Annotated in this window: 16 protein-coding genes and 1 pseudogene; 7 read left to right on the top strand and 10 right to left on the bottom strand. The window is 73.3% G+C overall.

Translation table 11 applies throughout. The features are described 5' to 3' along the window. Positions 1-21 precede the first annotated feature (21 nt). Entirely contained in the window at positions 22-840 is an 819-nt protein-coding gene (locus KV205_RS24115) for a hypothetical protein (protein ID WP_265866648.1), read from the top strand. 40 nt (positions 841-880) lie between these two features. On the opposite strand, the pseudogene KV205_RS24110 reads toward KV205_RS24115, so the two are convergent. The 3 genes and pseudogenes from KV205_RS24110 to KV205_RS24100 form a co-directional block, all read right to left on the bottom strand. Further along, a pseudogene (locus tag KV205_RS24110) lies at positions 881-1,045 on the bottom strand (winged helix-turn-helix transcriptional regulator); the annotation flags it as partial. 26 nt (positions 1,046-1,071) lie between these two features. Continuing rightward, a complete protein-coding gene (locus KV205_RS24105) occupies positions 1,072-1,581 on the bottom strand; it encodes a hypothetical protein (protein ID WP_265866646.1) in 510 nt (169 codons plus the stop codon). Positions 1,582-1,626: 45 nt separating this feature from the next. Continuing rightward, a complete protein-coding gene (locus KV205_RS24100; protein ID WP_265866645.1) occupies positions 1,627-2,766 on the bottom strand; it encodes a magnesium and cobalt transport protein CorA in 1,140 nt (379 codons plus the stop codon). A gap of 449 nt (positions 2,767-3,215) precedes the next feature. Here KV205_RS24100 and KV205_RS24095 point away from each other — a divergent pair, with 449 nt between their 5' ends. The 4 genes from KV205_RS24095 to KV205_RS24080 all read left to right on the top strand — a co-directional run bounded on the left by KV205_RS24095 (position 3,216) and on the right by KV205_RS24080 (position 6,419). Continuing rightward, positions 3,216-3,806 (top strand): suppressor of fused domain protein, encoded by a 591-nt coding sequence (locus KV205_RS24095; RefSeq protein ID WP_265866644.1) that lies wholly within the window; start codon positions 3,216-3,218, stop codon positions 3,804-3,806. A gap of 173 nt (positions 3,807-3,979) precedes the next feature. Next, complete coding sequence (locus tag KV205_RS24090; RefSeq protein WP_265866643.1) at positions 3,980-4,618, top strand: DUF6758 family protein; 639 nt, start codon at positions 3,980-3,982, stop codon at positions 4,616-4,618. A gap of 140 nt (positions 4,619-4,758) precedes the next feature. After that, positions 4,759-5,619 (top strand): PHP domain-containing protein, encoded by an 861-nt coding sequence (locus KV205_RS24085; protein WP_265866642.1) that lies wholly within the window; start codon positions 4,759-4,761, stop codon positions 5,617-5,619. 194 nt (positions 5,620-5,813) lie between these two features. Beyond that, positions 5,814-6,419, top strand: a complete 606-nt coding sequence (locus tag KV205_RS24080) for a MarC family protein (protein ID WP_265866641.1) — start codon at positions 5,814-5,816, stop codon at positions 6,417-6,419. Between the two features lie 102 nt (positions 6,420-6,521). Here KV205_RS24080 and KV205_RS24075 read toward each other — a convergent pair whose 3' ends face one another. The 3 genes from KV205_RS24075 to KV205_RS24065 form a co-directional block, all read right to left on the bottom strand. Beyond that, positions 6,522-6,674: a hypothetical protein gene (locus KV205_RS24075; RefSeq protein WP_086823662.1), complete on the bottom strand. Its 153-nt coding sequence runs from the start codon at positions 6,672-6,674 to the stop codon at positions 6,522-6,524. A 185-nt stretch (positions 6,675-6,859) separates the two neighbouring features. Then, positions 6,860-7,783 (bottom strand): alpha/beta fold hydrolase, encoded by a 924-nt coding sequence (locus KV205_RS24070; protein WP_265866640.1) that lies wholly within the window; start codon positions 7,781-7,783, stop codon positions 6,860-6,862. A 117-nt stretch (positions 7,784-7,900) separates the two neighbouring features. After that, positions 7,901-10,525, bottom strand: a complete 2,625-nt coding sequence (locus tag KV205_RS24065; RefSeq protein ID WP_306806341.1) for a DEAD/DEAH box helicase — start codon at positions 10,523-10,525, stop codon at positions 7,901-7,903. 481 nt (positions 10,526-11,006) lie between these two features. On the opposite strand from KV205_RS24065, the gene KV205_RS24060 reads away from it, so the two are divergent. Then, on the top strand, positions 11,007-11,738 hold the full coding sequence (locus KV205_RS24060) for a ferritin-like fold-containing protein (RefSeq protein WP_265866639.1): 732 nt from the start codon (positions 11,007-11,009) through the stop codon (positions 11,736-11,738). A gap of 30 nt (positions 11,739-11,768) precedes the next feature. Here the strand turns inward: KV205_RS24060 and KV205_RS24055 are convergent, their stop codons facing one another. From KV205_RS24055 to KV205_RS24040, 4 genes are all read right to left on the bottom strand, one after another. After that, positions 11,769-12,044 (bottom strand): hypothetical protein, encoded by a 276-nt coding sequence (locus KV205_RS24055; RefSeq protein WP_265866638.1) that lies wholly within the window; start codon positions 12,042-12,044, stop codon positions 11,769-11,771. Between the two features lie 215 nt (positions 12,045-12,259). Next, positions 12,260-12,487: a DUF3107 domain-containing protein gene (locus KV205_RS24050; protein WP_265866637.1), complete on the bottom strand. Its 228-nt coding sequence runs from the start codon at positions 12,485-12,487 to the stop codon at positions 12,260-12,262. Between the two features lie 193 nt (positions 12,488-12,680). Further along, complete coding sequence (locus KV205_RS24045; RefSeq protein WP_265866636.1) at positions 12,681-13,340, bottom strand: TetR/AcrR family transcriptional regulator; 660 nt, start codon at positions 13,338-13,340, stop codon at positions 12,681-12,683. Positions 13,341-13,633: 293 nt separating this feature from the next. Continuing rightward, positions 13,634-13,849 carry a hypothetical protein gene (locus tag KV205_RS24040; RefSeq protein WP_265866635.1) on the bottom strand — a complete coding sequence of 72 codons (216 nt, stop codon included), beginning with the start codon at positions 13,847-13,849 and terminating at the stop codon, positions 13,634-13,636. Between the two features lie 144 nt (positions 13,850-13,993). Here KV205_RS24040 and KV205_RS24035 point away from each other — a divergent pair, with 144 nt between their 5' ends. Then, entirely contained in the window at positions 13,994-14,974 is a 981-nt protein-coding gene (locus tag KV205_RS24035) for an alpha/beta fold hydrolase (RefSeq protein ID WP_265866634.1), read from the top strand. Positions 14,975-15,267: the final 293 nt, after the last annotated feature.

The raw sequence follows: 15,267 nt of genomic DNA, 5'->3' as shown, positions 1-15,267 counted from the left end.
ACCCTCTCGAGAGGTGCCCAGGTGACCGTGCTCCGTCCGACCTCGCGCGTCCGCGGGGCCGTCCTTCCGCTCGCGCTCTGCGTGGGCCTGGTGTCGGCGCTCGGCGCCTGCGCGGCCGACCCGGACGAGGGGACCAACGGCGTCGGGCGGCTGGACGCCACGGTGATCGAGCAGAAGGCCCGGAAGGCGGCCGACACGGCCAAGGCGGTACGGCTCTCCGGCACGCTGGTCAGCAAGGGCGGCACGTACAAGCTGAACATGCGCCTCAAGCAGGACGGCGCGAACGGCTCGGTGACCACGAAGAACAGCACCTTCGAGCTGCTGCGGGTCGGCGACGCGCTCTATCTGAAGGCGGACGCGGGCTTCTGGGAGCACGAGGACGGCGCCGGCGGCTCGGCCGCCCCGTCGGGAGCCGCGGGGTCCGACGGCTCGGGCTCGGGCTCCGGCGAGTCCGGTTCGGACGACGCCGGCTCGGAGGCCGCGGACACGCTCGGCGACAAGTACGTGAAGGTGCCGGAGGGCGACCCCTCGTACAAGCAGCTGCGCGGCTTCACCGACATGAACCTGCTGCTCGACGGGCTGATCGGGCTGCACGGCGACCTCGTCAAGGGCGACCACGACACGATCGGCGGGACGCGCACCATCAACGTCCGGGGCGGCGAGGACGCCATGGGCGGCTCGCTCGACGTGTCCCTGGAGGGCGTCCCGTACCCGCTGCGCTTCGCGCGCGGCGGCGGCGCGGGCGTGGTGATCCTGTCCGAGTGGGACAAGGACTTCCCGCTGGCTGAGCCGGAGAAGGGCCAGACCCTCGACTACGGCAAGCAGCTGCCCCGCACCTGACAGGTCCCGCACCCGAGCTCACTCGGGCGGACTCCGCGCCCCAGTCCCACAGGGCCTGGAGCACCGGGCCGAGGCGCCGGCCGTGAGCCGTGAGCGCGTACCGCACGGTCGGCGGCCAGCCGGGGAACCGGTCGCGTACGACGACCCCCGCCGCGACGAGCTGGGTGAGCCGTTCGGAGAGCACCTTGTCGGAGAGATCCGGCAGGGCCTCGCGCAGCCAACGGACAGGACCTAGCGGCGGGGCTTCCGCTTCCGCTTCAGGAGCAGCCTCGGCAGTCCGGCCGGGATGGGCCGCCGGGTGATGCCCGGGGACGGCAGCGGTACGGCGGCCAGCGAGCCGTCCGGCAGGTCGGTGGTCGAGGCCCGCGGTTCGAGCCGGACGACCCGGCACTCGCGGGCCCAGCGCTCCGGCATCGCCTCGCCGTCGGGCGCGTTCAGGCGCTTGCCCTTGAGCTCGGCGACGGCCGCCGCCCACTCCTCCGTACCGGCCGGCAGCTCGCGTACGGCGGCGGTCCAGGCGACGACCCGGCCGCCCTTGTCCTTGCTGCGCACGGTGACCTCGGCGGTGCCGCCGTCGGTCAGGCCCGGCAGCGGCTGCTCGCCCGGGCCGTCGCCGACGACGAGCGCGGCGCCCTCGTGCCACACGTGCCACAGCGCGCGGGCCGCCGGGACCTCGCCCCGTACCCAGACGAGGCCCGACTTCTTGGTGGCCTCCTCGACGAGGAACAGCTCTTCGGTCATGGTCCGAAGCCTATCGAGCCACGGAAGACCCACGGCCTGGGGCGGCTACAACCAGCCGTTGCGCTTGAGCGTGCGGTGGATGGCGAAGCAGATGACGGCGATGCCGCCGAGCACCATCGGGTAGCCGTACTTCCAGTGCAGCTCCGGCATGTGGTCGAAGTTCATGCCGTAGACGCCGCAGACCGCCGTCGGGACGGCCACGATCGCCGCCCACGAGGTGATCTTGCGCATGTCCTCGTTCTGCGCGACGGTCGCCTGCGCCAGATTGGCCTGGAGGATCGAGTTGAGCAGTTCGTCGAAGGCCACGACCTGCTCCTGGACCCGGGCGAGGTGGTCGGCGACGTCCCGGAAGTACTTCTGGATGTCGGGGTCGACGAGTCGCATCGGCCGCTCGCTGAGCAGCTGCATCGGGCGGAGCAGCGGCGTGACGGCCCGCTTGAACTCCAGGACCTCGCGCTTGAGCTGGTAGATCCGGCCGGTGTCGGCGCCGCGCGTGGAGCCCTTGGCGGCCGGCGAGAAGACGTCGATCTCCAGCTCGTCGATGTCGAGCTCGACGGCGTCGGCGACCGCGATGTAGCCGTCGACGACATGGTCGGCGATGGCGTGCAGCACGGAGGAGGGGCCCTTGGCGAGCAGCTCCGGCTCGCCCTGGAGGCGGTGCCGGAGGTTGCGCAGCGAGCCCTGGCCGCCGTGCCGGACGGTGATGACGAAGTCGGGGCCGGTGAAGACCATCACCTCGCCGGTCTCCACGACCTCGCTGGTGGCGGTGAGTTCGGCGTGCTCGACGTAGTGGATCGTCTTGAAGACGGTGAAGAGAGTGTCGTCGTAGCGCTCCAGCTTGGGCCGCTGGTGGGCGTGGACGGCGTCCTCGACGGCGAGCGGGTGCAGCCCGAACTCGGCGGCGATACCGGCGAATTCGGCCTCGGTCGGCTCGTGCAGACCGATCCACGCGAAGCCGCCGCTCTCCCGCACCTGGCGCATCGCGCCGCGCGGGGTGAGGCACGCGCGGTCGTCGACCCGGCGCCCCTCGCGGTAGACGGCGCAGTCGACGACGGCGCTCGCGGCCGTGGGGTCGCGGGTGGCGTCGTAGTTGGCGTACTGCGAGGCGGTCGCGGTGGCCGTCTTGCGCAGCGGGTGCAGCAGGGACGGACGGACGGCGGCGCGCAGGTCACGGATCATCGACATGGGCGTGCTCCTTCACGGAGAGGCCGTCGGCGACGGTGGCACAGCCCGGAATGAGGACGTGGAGCCACGTCGTCCACAAAGCGGGCGGCACCGGCGGATCGCGGTGACGGCGTTCGCTACAGACAGGGAGGCAAGAAGGTGCTCTTCCGTCGTGCGAGCTGCCGGAGACCGGGGAGATGAGGATCCGGGAAGGCCGAGAGGCTAACGGGATCCGCGGGTCACCGGAGGGAGGAGCGCACCGGGCTGGGGTGCGTGGCGGCGGAAGAGCGGCTGGTACTGCCGGGTCGACTTCGATCCATCGCAGTCCCACCTCCTCCGGCCGGTCCCTCGTGAGGGATGACGTGTGACGAGCAGTCGGGTCATCAAGCCCGACCAGTCGCCCACACTATCAGCCGACCGAGGGTCAATCCCTTACTTTGCCCGTTCCATACGCGCTTTATGCTCGCCGCATGGCAGAAATTCTCGTTCTGGTCGAGGCCCGGTTGCGCACCGCCCTCGGCGAGCCGGACGCGCGGGCGGCGATCACCTTCCTCGGCACCGACCGGATCGAGGTGCTCCGGTTCATCGACGCCGAGGCCGGCCTGGTGCGCTACGCGACCCTCGGCATGTCCGCGCAGCCGATGGCCGACCCCACCTCCGCGCTCGCCGACCCGGTGAAGGGCCCGCGCGCCGAACTGCTGCTCACCGTCCGCGCCGGCCTCGCCGACACCGACCAGGTGCTCCGCCCGCTCGCCGTGCTCGCCGCCACCCCGCAGGTCGAGGGCGTCGTCGTGGCCCCCGGCGCCTCGCTCGACGTGGGCGAACCGCTGTGGCCGGGCGCGCCCTTCAGCTCGGTCCTGGTCGCCGAGTCGGGCGGCCTGGTCGAGGACCTGGAGCTCGACGCCCCGCTGGACCCGGTGCGCTTCCTGCCGCTGCTGCCGATGACCTCGAACGAGGCCGCCTGGAAGCGGGTGCACGGCGCGCAGGCCCTGGAGGAGCGCTGGCTGAACAACGGGACGGACCTGCGCGATCCGCTGCGCAAGTCCGTGACCCTGGACTGAGCGAGGAACCGGGGCCGGGCGGACCGGCGCCGGTCCGCCCGGCGGATGATCGTCGTCCGGTCGCGGTCCGGCGGACGTGCTCCGGGCGCTCCGGGTGAAGCGCTCCGGCCGGACGGGTGATCATCGGTGATCGTCCTTGACGCGGGGCCGCGCGGGTAGGACCGTTGAGCCCTATGAGGGGCGAACCCAGTTGCCCGAAGTGCGGTGGCCGGGTCAGGGCGCCCGGTCTCTTCGCCGACTCCTGGCAGTGCGACGTGCACGGCTCGGTGCACCCGCTACAGCCCGTGATCCCACCCAGCGTCGAGGGCCTCGGTGTGGTCGTGCACCGGGCCCATGTGCCGGTGTGGATGCCGTGGCCCCTGCCCGTCGGATGGCTTTTCACCGGAGTGGCGTACGCCGGTGACGACCGCAGCGGCGGACGCGCGACCGCCGTGGCCTGTTCCGGGCCCGGTCCGCTCGGCGGCATCGGGGAGCTGCTGCTCGTCGCCGAGGAGCTCGGCGTCGGACTCGGCGCCCGGTACGCGGGCATGGACGGCCCCGATCCCGGCCCCGGCATGGCGATCGACAAACCACCCCAGGTCAAGGTGCTCGCCGCCGGCCGCCCCACCCCGCTCTGGCATGTCACCGGCGCCCCGCAGGACCGCGCCGTCTTCGCCGGCGAGGCGCGCGGACTGTGGCTGTGGGCGATCGTCTGGCCCGAGCAGTCCGGTCTGCTGATGTACGACGAGCTGGTCCTCACCGATCTGCGCGACGCCGGCGCGGAGGTCGAGCTGCTGCCGTGCGGCGCGCTGACACCGAGGCTGCTCACCTAGCGCTGCTCACGTAGCGGCGGGGCGTGCCGGTCGCGTCGTAAGGGGCGGGGGCTTCGGTGGATCCGTACGAAGGGGCTTGATTCGCCCGTTATGCTGGAGCGGTCCCTTCAGTCCGCCCCGAGCCCCCGGAGTCCCGCGTCGTGCGCATCGACCTGCACACCCACTCCACGGCCTCGGACGGTACGGACACCCCCGCCGAGTTGGTGCGGAACGCTGCCGCCGCCGGGCTCGACGTGGTCGCGCTGACCGACCACGACACCACCCGGGGGTACGGAGAGGCCATCGCGGCCCTCCCCGAGGGCCTCACCCTGGTCACGGGCGCCGAACTCTCCTGCCGCTACGACGGCGTGAGCCTCCACATGCTCGCCTATCTCTTCGACCCCGAGGAGCCCGCCCTACTCGCCGAGCGCGAGCTGGTCCGGGACGACCGGGTGCCGCGCGCCCGCGCCATGGTCGGCAAGCTCCAGGAGCTCGGCGTGCCGGTCACCTGGGAGCAGGTCGCCCGGATCGCCGGCGACGGCTCCGTGGGCCGCCCGCACGTCGCCGAGGCGCTGGTCGAACTCGGTGTCGTGCCCGATGTCTCCGGCGCCTTCACGCCCGAGTGGATCGCCGACGGCGGCCGGGCCCACGTGCAGAAGCACGAGCTCGACCCGATCGACGCGATCCGCCTGGTCAAGGCCGCCGGCGGGGTCACCGTCTTCGCCCACCCGCTGGCCGTCAAGCGCGGCGAGTGCGTGCCCGAGTCCGCCATCGCGAAGCTCGCCGAGGCCGGTCTCGACGGCATCGAGGTGGACCACATGGATCACGACGAGCCGACCAGGGCCCGGCTGCGCGGCCTCGCCAAGGAGCTGGGGCTGCTCACCACCGGCTCCAGCGACTACCACGGCAGCCGAAAGACCGTCGGCCTCGGCCACTGCACCACCGACCCCGAGATCTACGGCGAGATCACCCGCCGCGCCGCCGGTGCCTTCCCGGTGCCGGGCGCGGGCGGACGCCCGTAACCCCTCGTCAACGCCACCCCTCTCTCGACGCCTGTCGTCGATTCCCGCCTGACGGTCGGCCGCTCCGTGCGGCCCGGCCGCCGTGCCGTGGCGTCCCCGTGCTTCCCCTCCCGGCCGGCTCCGGCCTGCCCACTCCCCGGAATCCCTGATTCCGGACGTTCGTGTACACCCCTTTCCCGCAAGGCACCCACACCGTGTTCGACGTCGCCGTCTTCGGCTCGCTGTTCCTGACCCTCTTCGTGATCATGGATCCCCCGGGGATCACCCCGATCTTCCTCGCCCTCACCTCCGGCCGCCCCGCCAAGGTCCAGCGCCGCATGGCCTGGCAGGCCGTCGCCGTGGCCTTCGGCGTCATCGCCGTCTTCGGCGTCCTCGGCCAGCAGATCCTCGACTACCTGCACGTCTCCGTCCCCGCGCTGATGATCGCGGGCGGACTGCTCCTGCTGCTCATCGCGCTCAGCCTGCTCACCGGCAAGAACGACGAGCCGCAGCAGACCAAGGACGTCAACGTCGCCCTGGTCCCGCTCGGCATGCCGCTGCTCGCCGGGCCCGGCGCCATCGTCTCGGTCATCCTCGCCGTGCAGCACGCGGACGGCGCCGCCGCCCAGATCTCCGTCTGGGCCGCGATCGTCGCCATGCACGTCGTGCTGTGGCTGGCCATGCGCTACTCGCTGCTGATCATCCGCGTCATCAAGGACGGCGGCGTGGTCCTGGTGACCCGGCTCGCCGGCATGATGCTCGCCGCCATCGCCGTGCAGCAGATCATCAACGGCGTCACCCAGGTCATCCAGGGGGCCTGACGCCCGCTTCGGGCACACGGCCGCACACACCACTGCGCCCCCGTACGGATTCCGGTTCTCCGGAGTCCGTGCGGGGGCGCGGTGCGTGGTGGAGCTTCGTCTTTACGAGGCCGAGGTCTCGGCCGGGCGGATCCAGATGCGCTGACCGATAGCGGCGGCCTGCTGCACGATCCGGTTGACGGAGGCGGCGTCCACGACGGTCCGGTCGACAGGCGTGCCGTCGATGTCGTCGAGTCGCAGGATTTCGAAGCGCATGGGCTTCTCCCTTCGTCTGAGTTGATCCTCCTGATGGAGAACTGGGTGTACGCCGGCCTCTGTGGCGGCGTACACACATGTCCAACGGCATGCACCCTGCAAACATTCCCTACGCTAAGGAAATTTTTCGGGAGGCTAAATACCGCCGGGTAGACCCCTCTCGGGACCATCATCGACGAAGCGCGTTACGAGGGTGCTTCGGCCGGATTTCCGCCGATCGGCACCTCGGTACGACCCGGGACCGCCCGCTCCGGGACCGCGTCCCAGAACGCCGCGAGCCGTGCCGCCAGCTCCTCCGGGTGCGACACATTGGGGGAGTGGCCGGCCCCCGCCACCACCGTGTGGTGCGCGCCGGTACGGGCGGCCGCCGCCGCCAGGTCCGGCACCGGCCAGACCGTCTCCTCGTCCCCGTACGCCAGATGCAGCGGCATCGGCAGCGCCCGCAGCGCCGCCGTGCCGTCCGGGTCGCGTACGAGCAGCCGGCCCGCGCCCGAGAGCTGGGCGATCCGGGTCAGCATCCAGCGGCGGCGCAGGAAGTCCACGATCTCCTGCGGGTCCTCGGCGCCCGGCTCCTCGCCGCGGCTGTCCAGCCAGCGGGTCGCCTGCCACACCCGCTCCTTCGGCAGCAGCGCGAACGCGCCGCGCAGCGCGTGGATCCGGACCCGCTGCGGCCGGGCCACCCGGCCCGGGCCCGAGGAGAGCAGGGTCAGCGAGGAGAAGGCGTCCGGCGCGAGCGCGACCGCCGCCCGGGCCACGAGCCCGCCGAAGGAATGCCCGAGCAGATGCACCGGCCCGTCCCCGAGCGCCGCCGCCTGCGCCACCACGTCCAGCGCCAGCGCCTTGCGCCGGTACGCGGCCCGGCCACGCGGCCCCGGCGTCTCGTTCTGCCCCCGCCCGTCGACGGCGACCGCCCGGTACCCGGCCTCGGCGAGCGGACCGAGCAGCGCGAGGAAGTCCTCCTTGCTGCCGGTGTACCCCGGCAGCAACAGCACGGTCCCGTGCCGGGGTCCGTCGGGCACGGTGTCGAGTACGGCGAAGGGGCCGCGCGCGGTCGCCAGCCGATGGCGACGGGTACGGGGCGGCAGCGCCAGGGACCGGGGCTTGCTCATAGAGCGACTCTAACCGGAACCGGAGCGGCGCCTCCGACGAGCGCCCGCGCCCGAACGCACCGCGGCCCGGCGCCCTCCGGAGAGGGGCCGGGCCGCGGTGGTGGTGCTGCCGGCCGCTTACGCCTCGGGCTGGGCGGCGGCCTTCTTGGCGACCCGCTTGCGCGGAGCGGCCTTCTTGGGGGCGGTCTCCGCGGCCTCGGCCGGAGCCTCGGCGGCGACGGCCTTCTTCGTCGTACGACGACGGGTCGGCGTCTTCGGCTCCGAGGCGTCCGGGGCCTCGGCGGCGACGGCCTTCTTGGCCACGCGCTTGCGCGGGGCGGCCTTCTTCGGCTCCTCGGTCACCTCGGCCGCGGCCTCGGCCACGGTCTCGGCGACCTTCTTCGCGACCCGCTTGCGCGGAGCGGCCTTCTTGGGGGCCTCGGTCGTCTCGGCCGGGGCCTCGGCGGCGACGGCCTTCTTGGCGACCCGCTTGCGCGGAGCGGCCTTCTTCGGCTCCTCGGTCACGACCGGCTCGGCCACCGGGGCGGCGGCCTCGACGATCACCACGGCACCGGTGTCCGCGGTCGACGTCACCGGGCTGGAGGCCCGGCGGGTCGCGCGGCGGCGCGGCTTGGGCTCCTCGGCGACCGGCGCGGGGGCCGGCTCCGCGGCGGCCGGGGCCTCGACGGTCGGGGCCGTGCTGGTCACCGGGCGGGTGGCGCGGCGGCGCGCACGCGGTGCCGACGGGGCGGCGGCCGGAGCAGCGGTCACCGGCTCGGCGGCCTGCGCCGGGACGGCGGCCTTGGGCTCAGCGGCCTTGACCTCGGCGGCCTTCGGCTCGACGGCCTTCGGCTCGGTCGCCTGGGCCGGCACGGTACGGGCCGTGGCGGCGGCCAGCGCGGCGGCGGCCGTCTCGACCGTCTGGAAGGACACGGTCTCCTCGGCCGGACGCGGCCGGACCCGGCGCTTGCGCGGGGCCGGGGTGGCAGCCGGTGCCGGGGCAGCGGCCGCGGCGGCGGTCACCGGTTCGGCGGCCTCCGGACGCGCGCCACGGGAACGCCGGCGGCGCGGCCGGGACTCCTCGGCGGGGGCGGCCGGAGCCTCGACGGCGGGGGTCTCGGCGGCCGGAGCCTCGGTCACCTCGGCCACTTCGGTGGTCGCGGCGGCGGGGGTCCGGGTACGGCTGCGACGGCGGCGCGGCTCCTCGACGGGCGCCTCGGCCACCGGGGCCTCCACGACCGGAGCCTCGACGACCGGGGCCTCGACGACCGGCTCGGGCGCCTCCGCGACCGCGGTCGTGCTCGACGCGCCGGCGACCGGGATGCCGGCCGACGGGCCACCCGTACCGCGGGTGCGGCGGCGGCGCGGGCGGCGCGGACCGGCGGGCGCCTCGGCGGCGTCCGTACCGGAGTCCGTACCGACGGCCGGGGCGGCGGTCTGCTCGGCCGGCGCGCCGTCACCGAGCTCCGAACCGCCACGGGTGCGGCGGCGCTGGCGCGGCGTACGGGTGCGGGCCGGGCGCTCCTCGGTCTGCTGCTGCTCGCGGCGCGGGCCACGGCCGCGCTTGCCGCCGGGCTCGCCCAGGTCCTCGAGGACCTCCGCGTCGAGACCGGCGCGGGTGCGCTCGGCGCGCGGCAGGATGCCCTTGGTGCCCTCGGGGATGTCGAGGAGCTCGTACAGGTGCGGCGAGCTGGAGTACGTCTCGACCGGGTCGCTGAAGTTCAGCTCAAGGGCCTTGTTGATCAGCTGCCAGCGCGGGATGTCGTCCCAGTCGACCAGCGTGATCGCCGTACCGCTCGCGCCCGCGCGGCCGGTGCGGCCGATGCGGTGCAGATAGGTCTTCTCGTCCTCGGGGGACTGGTAGTTGATGACGTGCGTGACGCCCTCGACGTCGATGCCGCGGGCGGCGACGTCGGTGGCGACGAGGACGTCGACCTTGCCGTTGCGGAAGGCGCGCAGCGCCTGCTCGCGGGCGCCCTGGCCGAGGTCGCCGTGGACCGCGCCGGAGGCGAAGCCGCGGCGCTCCAGCTGCTCGGCGATGTCGGCGGCGGTGCGCTTCGTACGGCAGAAGATCATCGCGAGACCGCGGCCGCGGGCCTGCAGGATGCGCGCGACCATCTCCGGCTTGTCCATGTTGTGGGCGCGGAAGACGTGCTGCGCGATGTTCGCGTGGGTGGCGCCCTCGTCGTCCGGCGAGGTGGCGCGGATGTGCGTGGGCTTCGACATGTAGCGGCGGGCCAGGCCGATGACGGCGCCCGGCATGGTCGCCGAGAACAGCATGGTCTGGCGCTTCGCCGGAAGCATGTTGATGATCTTCTCGACGTCGGGCAGGAAGCCCAGGTCGAGCATCTCGTCGGCCTCGTCCAGGACGAGCGCCTTGACGTGCGACAGGTCGAGCTTGCGCTGGCCGGCCAGGTCGAGCAGCCGGCCGGGGGTGCCGACGATCACGTCGACACCCTTCTTCAGTGCCTCGACCTGGGGCTCGTAGGCCCGGCCGCCGTAGATGGCGAGGACCCGCACGTTGCGCACCTTGCCGGCGGTGAGCAGGTCGTTGGTGACCTGCTGGCACAGCTCGCGGGTGGGCACGACGACGAGCGCCTGCGGGGCGTCGGTCAGCTGCTCGGGCTCGGCCCGGCCCGCCTCGACGTCGGCGGGGACGATGACGCGCTCCAGGATCGGGAGGCCGAAGCCGAGGGTCTTGCCCGTACCGGTCTTGGCCTGGCCGATGACGTCGGTGCCGGAAAGGGCGACCGGAAGGGTCATCTCCTGGATGGGGAAGGGGGAAACGATGCCGACGGCTTCCAGGGCCTCGGCCGTCTCGGGAAGGATCCCGAGGTCTCGGAACGTAGTCAGGGTGCTGCCTCTTCTGTGAGACGCGGCGCGAGGCGAACGAAGGGGGTCTCACCGTGCCGGGAACCACTGGGGGGATCGGGAAGATCACCGTCGGGTCGGCGCGGGACCACTGCCGTCGCTCGAGCGTCGTGCCGCTGAGGGACCCTTCGGCGGGTCCGCCGGAAGGGCTGTCGGGCCGGAGCCGATCGGGCCACCGACCGGGCATCCTCATTCATCAGTCGGCCCACCAAGTACGTCCGAACGTGCGAAAGCATGTCCGCATACTCAGCAGGCGCATTACCACTGTACCCCGGAATCGCGCATGTGTGTTGGGAGAATTCCCGGGGAGGCCGCGGTCACAGGGGACGACCGGCGCCCCGGGCGTCACGGGGAGCGGGCTATTGTGCGGTTCATGGAGACGCCTGACAACGCCACACCCACCGGTATCGCCGCCCAGGACTGGGCCACGGCCTCCGCCGTGCCGCAGTACCGCGCCGCCGTGATCGACCTGCTCGGCGCGCTGGCCTACGGCGAGCTCGCGGCCTTCGAGCGGCTCGCCGAGGACGCCAAGCTGGCGCCGACCCTCGCGGACAAGGCGGAGCTGGCGAAGATGGCCTCCGCCGAGTTCCACCACTTCGAGCAGCTGCGCGACCGGCTCTCCGCCGTGGACGCCGAGCCGACCGGGGCGATGGAGCCCTTCGCCAAGGCGCTCGACGACTTCCACCGGCAGACCGCGCCGTCCGACTGGCTCGAAGGCCTGGTCAAGGCGTACGTGGGCGACTCGATCGCCAGTGACTTCTACCGCGAGGTCGCGGCCCGGCTCGACATCGACACCCGCGCGCTCGTGCTCTCCGTGCTCGACGACACCGGCCACGGCAACTTCGCCGTGGAGAAGGTCCGCGCCGCGATCGACGCCGACCCGCGGGTGGGCGGCCGCCTCGCCCTGTGGGCGCGCCGGCTGATGGGCGAGGCCCTGTCGCAGGCCCAGCGCGTGGTCGCCGAGCGCGACGCGCTGTCGACGATGCTGGTCGGCGGCGTGGACGGGATGGCCGCGGGCTTCGACCTCGCCGAGGTCGGCCGCATGTTCTCCCGTATCACCGAGGCGCACACCAAGCGGATGGCCGCGCTCGGCCTGGCCGCGTAAGCCGGCGCGCAGGCCGCTGGGGGCGCGCGCTCAGCCCGCGGCGGCTGAGCGGCGCAGCCGCCGCCGCGAGGCCGGGCGGACGAGCAGCGACAGCAGTACGGCGGTGACGGCGACGGCGCCGATCAGGGTGGCCAGGAAGTGGCCGGGCCCGAGGGCGCCGTGGGTCACCAGGGCGCCGAAGACGCCGCCGAGCGCGCCGGTCAGCAGGACGGCGGCCCGCCCGGGGAGGCGATCGGGGAGCCGGTGCGCGGCGGCCCAGGCCAGGGCGAATCCGAGCAGGGCGGAACCGAGGGCTTCCAGGAACACGGCGGATCACCTCGCGTGCGGGGCGGGGCGGGCAGTTCGGTCACTCCCGTCCTACCCGGTCACTCCGGATGACAATCCTCCCCGTACCCCCTGACGTGGGCAGACGGGGACAAGGTGACGAACTGTCGGACGTACGACGAGACGTACGGCGAGACGTACGACGAAGGGCCCGGCGGACAGCACGTCCGCCGGGCCCTTCGCTTCTGTCGTACGTCTCAGAGGGCGCCGAAGCCCACTCGGCGCACGGCCTGCTCGCCGATCTCGATGTACGCGATCTTGTCGGACGGGACGAGGACCTTGCGGCCCTTCTCGTCCGTCAGGCTGAGCAGCGGCGTCTTGCCGGCCAGCGCGTCGGCGACCGCACGCTCGACCTCTTCGGCGGACTGCCCGCTCTCCAGAACGATCTCCCGGGGTGCGTACTGCACGCCGATCTTGACCTCCACGGCTATGTCCCTCCGAACGGTCTGCTGTGCGCGAGGATCCCGCGCCGTACCTGCCACACATTAGCCCGGTGAGGGGACGGACACGGTGCGCACGGGGCACGCCAAGAGCGAACAGCGTGGGGGAACAAGGGGAGGGGCGAAAGGGGAAGGCCCCGGGCGGGGCGCCCGGGGCCTTCCTGAAGAAACGTGCGGCTCAGTGGCCCTCGGCGGCGAGCTGGCCCTCCGTGCCGTGCAGCGGGAAGCCGGCGATGCCGCGCCAGGCGAGCGAGGTCAGCAGGCCGACCGCCGTGTCGCGGGGGATCGGCGACTCGCTGGACAGCCAGTAGCGCGCGACCACCTGGGACACGCCGCCGAGGCCCACGGCGAGGAGCATCGACTCGTCCTTCGACAGGCCGGTGTCCTCCGCGATGACCTCGGAGATGGCCTCGGCGCACTGCAGCGAGACCCGGTCGACGCGCTCGCGCACGGCGGGCTCGTTGGTCAGGTCCGACTCGAAGACGAGCCGGAAGGCGCCGCCCTCGTCCTCCACGTACGCGAAGTAGGCGTCCATGGTCGCCGCGACCCGCAGCTTGTTGTCGGAGGTGGAGCCCAGGGCCGTGCGCACCGACTGGAGCAGCGCCTCGCAGTGCTGGTCCAGGAGCGCCAGGTAGAGCTCCAGCTTGCCCGGGAAGTGCTGGTAGAGCACCGGCTTGCTGACGCCGGCCCGCTCGGCGATGTCGTCCATGGCGGCCGAGTGGTAACCCTGGGCGACGAACACCTCCTGGGCCGCGCCGAGCAGCTGGTTCCGACGGGCACGGCGCGGCAGGCGCGTGCCCCGGGGGCGTGCTGCCTCTGTCTGCTCGATGGCGCTCACGCCGCCTCCAAAGTTCGATCCATGCGCGCATTGGCGTCGCGCCGCCATCGTACTTTTGGGTAACCCGGCTGTGCGCGGTGCGAACGCAGAATTTCACGGACCGGACGTTCGGGGCGAGAGGCGACGGGCAACAAGATGGTCAGGTAACCGAACAAATCGGCTGAGGGTGTTCGGTCCATTCGTGGCTACCCGTCGGTAATGGGGGATAACGCGCCGATACGGGACGGGCGCGATCCGCCCCGGGGCGCACGATCCGCCCAAGTGGTGCCGGCTCCGCCCAGGTGCCGCGCGCTTCAGCGGTAGTCGTCCTCGTCGACGCTGACCACCCGGGTCTGCTCCACCGCGTCCGCGTCGTTCGCCTGGTCGTGCGGCAAGTGCTGGGGCCGTTCGTCCTCGCGCTGCTGCAGTTCGGTGTGCTGCTCGGCCGCGTCGGCCTCCGGGATCTCCTCGTCGAGCACGACGTCCTCTTCCTCGGCGAATGTGTCCGGCTCGTTCGGGTCGACAGTCATGCGGTTCCTTCCGGCGTGGCGGGTCCGCGGGTCCTGTCCGATGACCCTCAACTCCGAGCCTAGGAGCTCCCCCGGCGCGCCGCACCCGATCCTGTGACGCCACCCACACGCGCCCGGGCGTGATCGTCTCGTAATATCGCTGCCATGTCCTCGACCGAGCTGCCGGAAACCCGGACCGCCGCACCGCCCGCGAGCCCGCCGCGCGCCGTGCGGGTCGCCGACGGCGAGAGACTGCGCTCCGTCGCGCTGCCCGGGCTCACCCTGACCGTGCGCTCCCGGCCCGGCGCCCGCCCCGGTCTGCCGCCCGCGCTGTACGTGCACGGGCTCGGCGGCTCCTCGCAGAACTGGTCGGACCTGATGCCGCGGCTCGCCGACCTCGTGGACGGCGAGGCGGTCGACCTGCCCGGCTTCGGCGACTCGCCGCCGCCGGACGACGGCAACTACTCGGTGACGGGACACGCCCGGGCGGTCATCCGGCTGCTCGACGCGGCCGGCCGCGGCCCGGTGCACCTCTTCGGCAACTCGCTGGGCGGCGCCGTCGCCACCCGGGTCGCCGCCGTGCGCCCCGACCTGGTGCGCACCCTCACCCTGGTCTCCCCGGCGCTGCCGGAGCTGCGCGTGCAGAAGACCGCGTGGCCGACCGCGCTGTTCGCCCTGCCCGGCATCGCGCCGCTGTTCGCGCGGCTGAGCAGGGACTGGACGCCGGAGCAGCGGGTCCGCGGGGTGCTCTCCCTCTGTTACGGCGACCCCGGGCGGGTCAGCGAAGAGGGCTTCCGGCACGCCGTCGAGGAGATGGAACGGCGCCTGGAGCTGCCGTACTTCTGGGACGCGATGGCCCGGTCCTCACGCGGCATCGTCGACGCGTACACCTTGGGCGGCCAGCACGGGCTGTGGCGGCAGGCCGAGCGGGTGCTCGCGCCGACCCTCCTCGTCTACGGCGGCCGCGACCAGCTGGTCGGCTACCGGATGGCGCGCAAGGCGGCCGCCGCGTTCCGCGGCTCGCGGCTGCTCACGCTCCCGGAGGCGGGGCACGTGGCCATGATGGAGTATCCGGAGACCGTCGCCGCGGCGGTCCGGGAGCTGATCACCGATGCCGCGCGGACCGCGGCCGAGGGCGGGAGCTGAGCCGGACCGTGGGACGACATAGTCGCAAGGGGCCCGCGCCCGCACCGGCGCCGGTGGCCGACACCGGACGACAGGAGCCCGCGAGGCCCGGCCCGGGAACCGGCCGCCGCCGCCGCGGCGAGGGCCCGCAGCCGCAGGCCGGCGACCGATGGCAGGCCGGCCGGCCCCCGACGCCGCAGCGGCCGCAGGCCGCACAGCAGTACCCCGCCCCCGGCCGGCCGCAGGCCGGCGGGCCTCGCACGCAGGGTGCGCCGCAGTACGCGGCCGGCGCCCGGTCGCAGAATGCGCAGCAG

The sequence above is a fragment of the Streptomyces sp. SKN60 genome (assembly GCF_026236535.1).
Taxonomy (GTDB): domain Bacteria; phylum Actinomycetota; class Actinomycetes; order Streptomycetales; family Streptomycetaceae; genus Streptomyces.
This window is presented reverse-complemented; position numbering and strand designations above follow the sequence as displayed.

Coding starts and splice junctions, on each gene's coding strand:
- KV205_RS24105 (WP_265866646.1), bottom strand. CDS start 1,581: ATGACCGAAGAGCTGTTCCTCGTCGAGGAGGCCACCAAGAAGTCGGGC.
- KV205_RS24100 (WP_265866645.1), bottom strand. CDS start 2,766: ATGTCGATGATCCGTGACCTGCGCGCCGCCGTCCGTCCGTCCCTGCTG.
- KV205_RS24095 (WP_265866644.1), top strand. CDS start 3,216: ATGGCAGAAATTCTCGTTCTGGTCGAGGCCCGGTTGCGCACCGCCCTC.
- KV205_RS24090 (WP_265866643.1), top strand. CDS start 3,980: ATGAGGGGCGAACCCAGTTGCCCGAAGTGCGGTGGCCGGGTCAGGGCG.
- KV205_RS24075 (WP_086823662.1), bottom strand. CDS start 6,674: ATGCGCTTCGAAATCCTGCGACTCGACGACATCGACGGCACGCCTGTC.
- KV205_RS24070 (WP_265866640.1), bottom strand. CDS start 7,783: ATGAGCAAGCCCCGGTCCCTGGCGCTGCCGCCCCGTACCCGTCGCCAT.
- KV205_RS24065 (WP_306806341.1), bottom strand. CDS start 10,525: ATGACCCTTCCGGTCGCCCTTTCCGGCACCGACGTCATCGGCCAGGCC.
- KV205_RS24060 (WP_265866639.1), top strand. CDS start 11,007: ATGGAGACGCCTGACAACGCCACACCCACCGGTATCGCCGCCCAGGAC.
- KV205_RS24040 (WP_265866635.1), bottom strand. CDS start 13,849: ATGACTGTCGACCCGAACGAGCCGGACACATTCGCCGAGGAAGAGGAC.
- KV205_RS24035 (WP_265866634.1), top strand. CDS start 13,994: ATGTCCTCGACCGAGCTGCCGGAAACCCGGACCGCCGCACCGCCCGCG.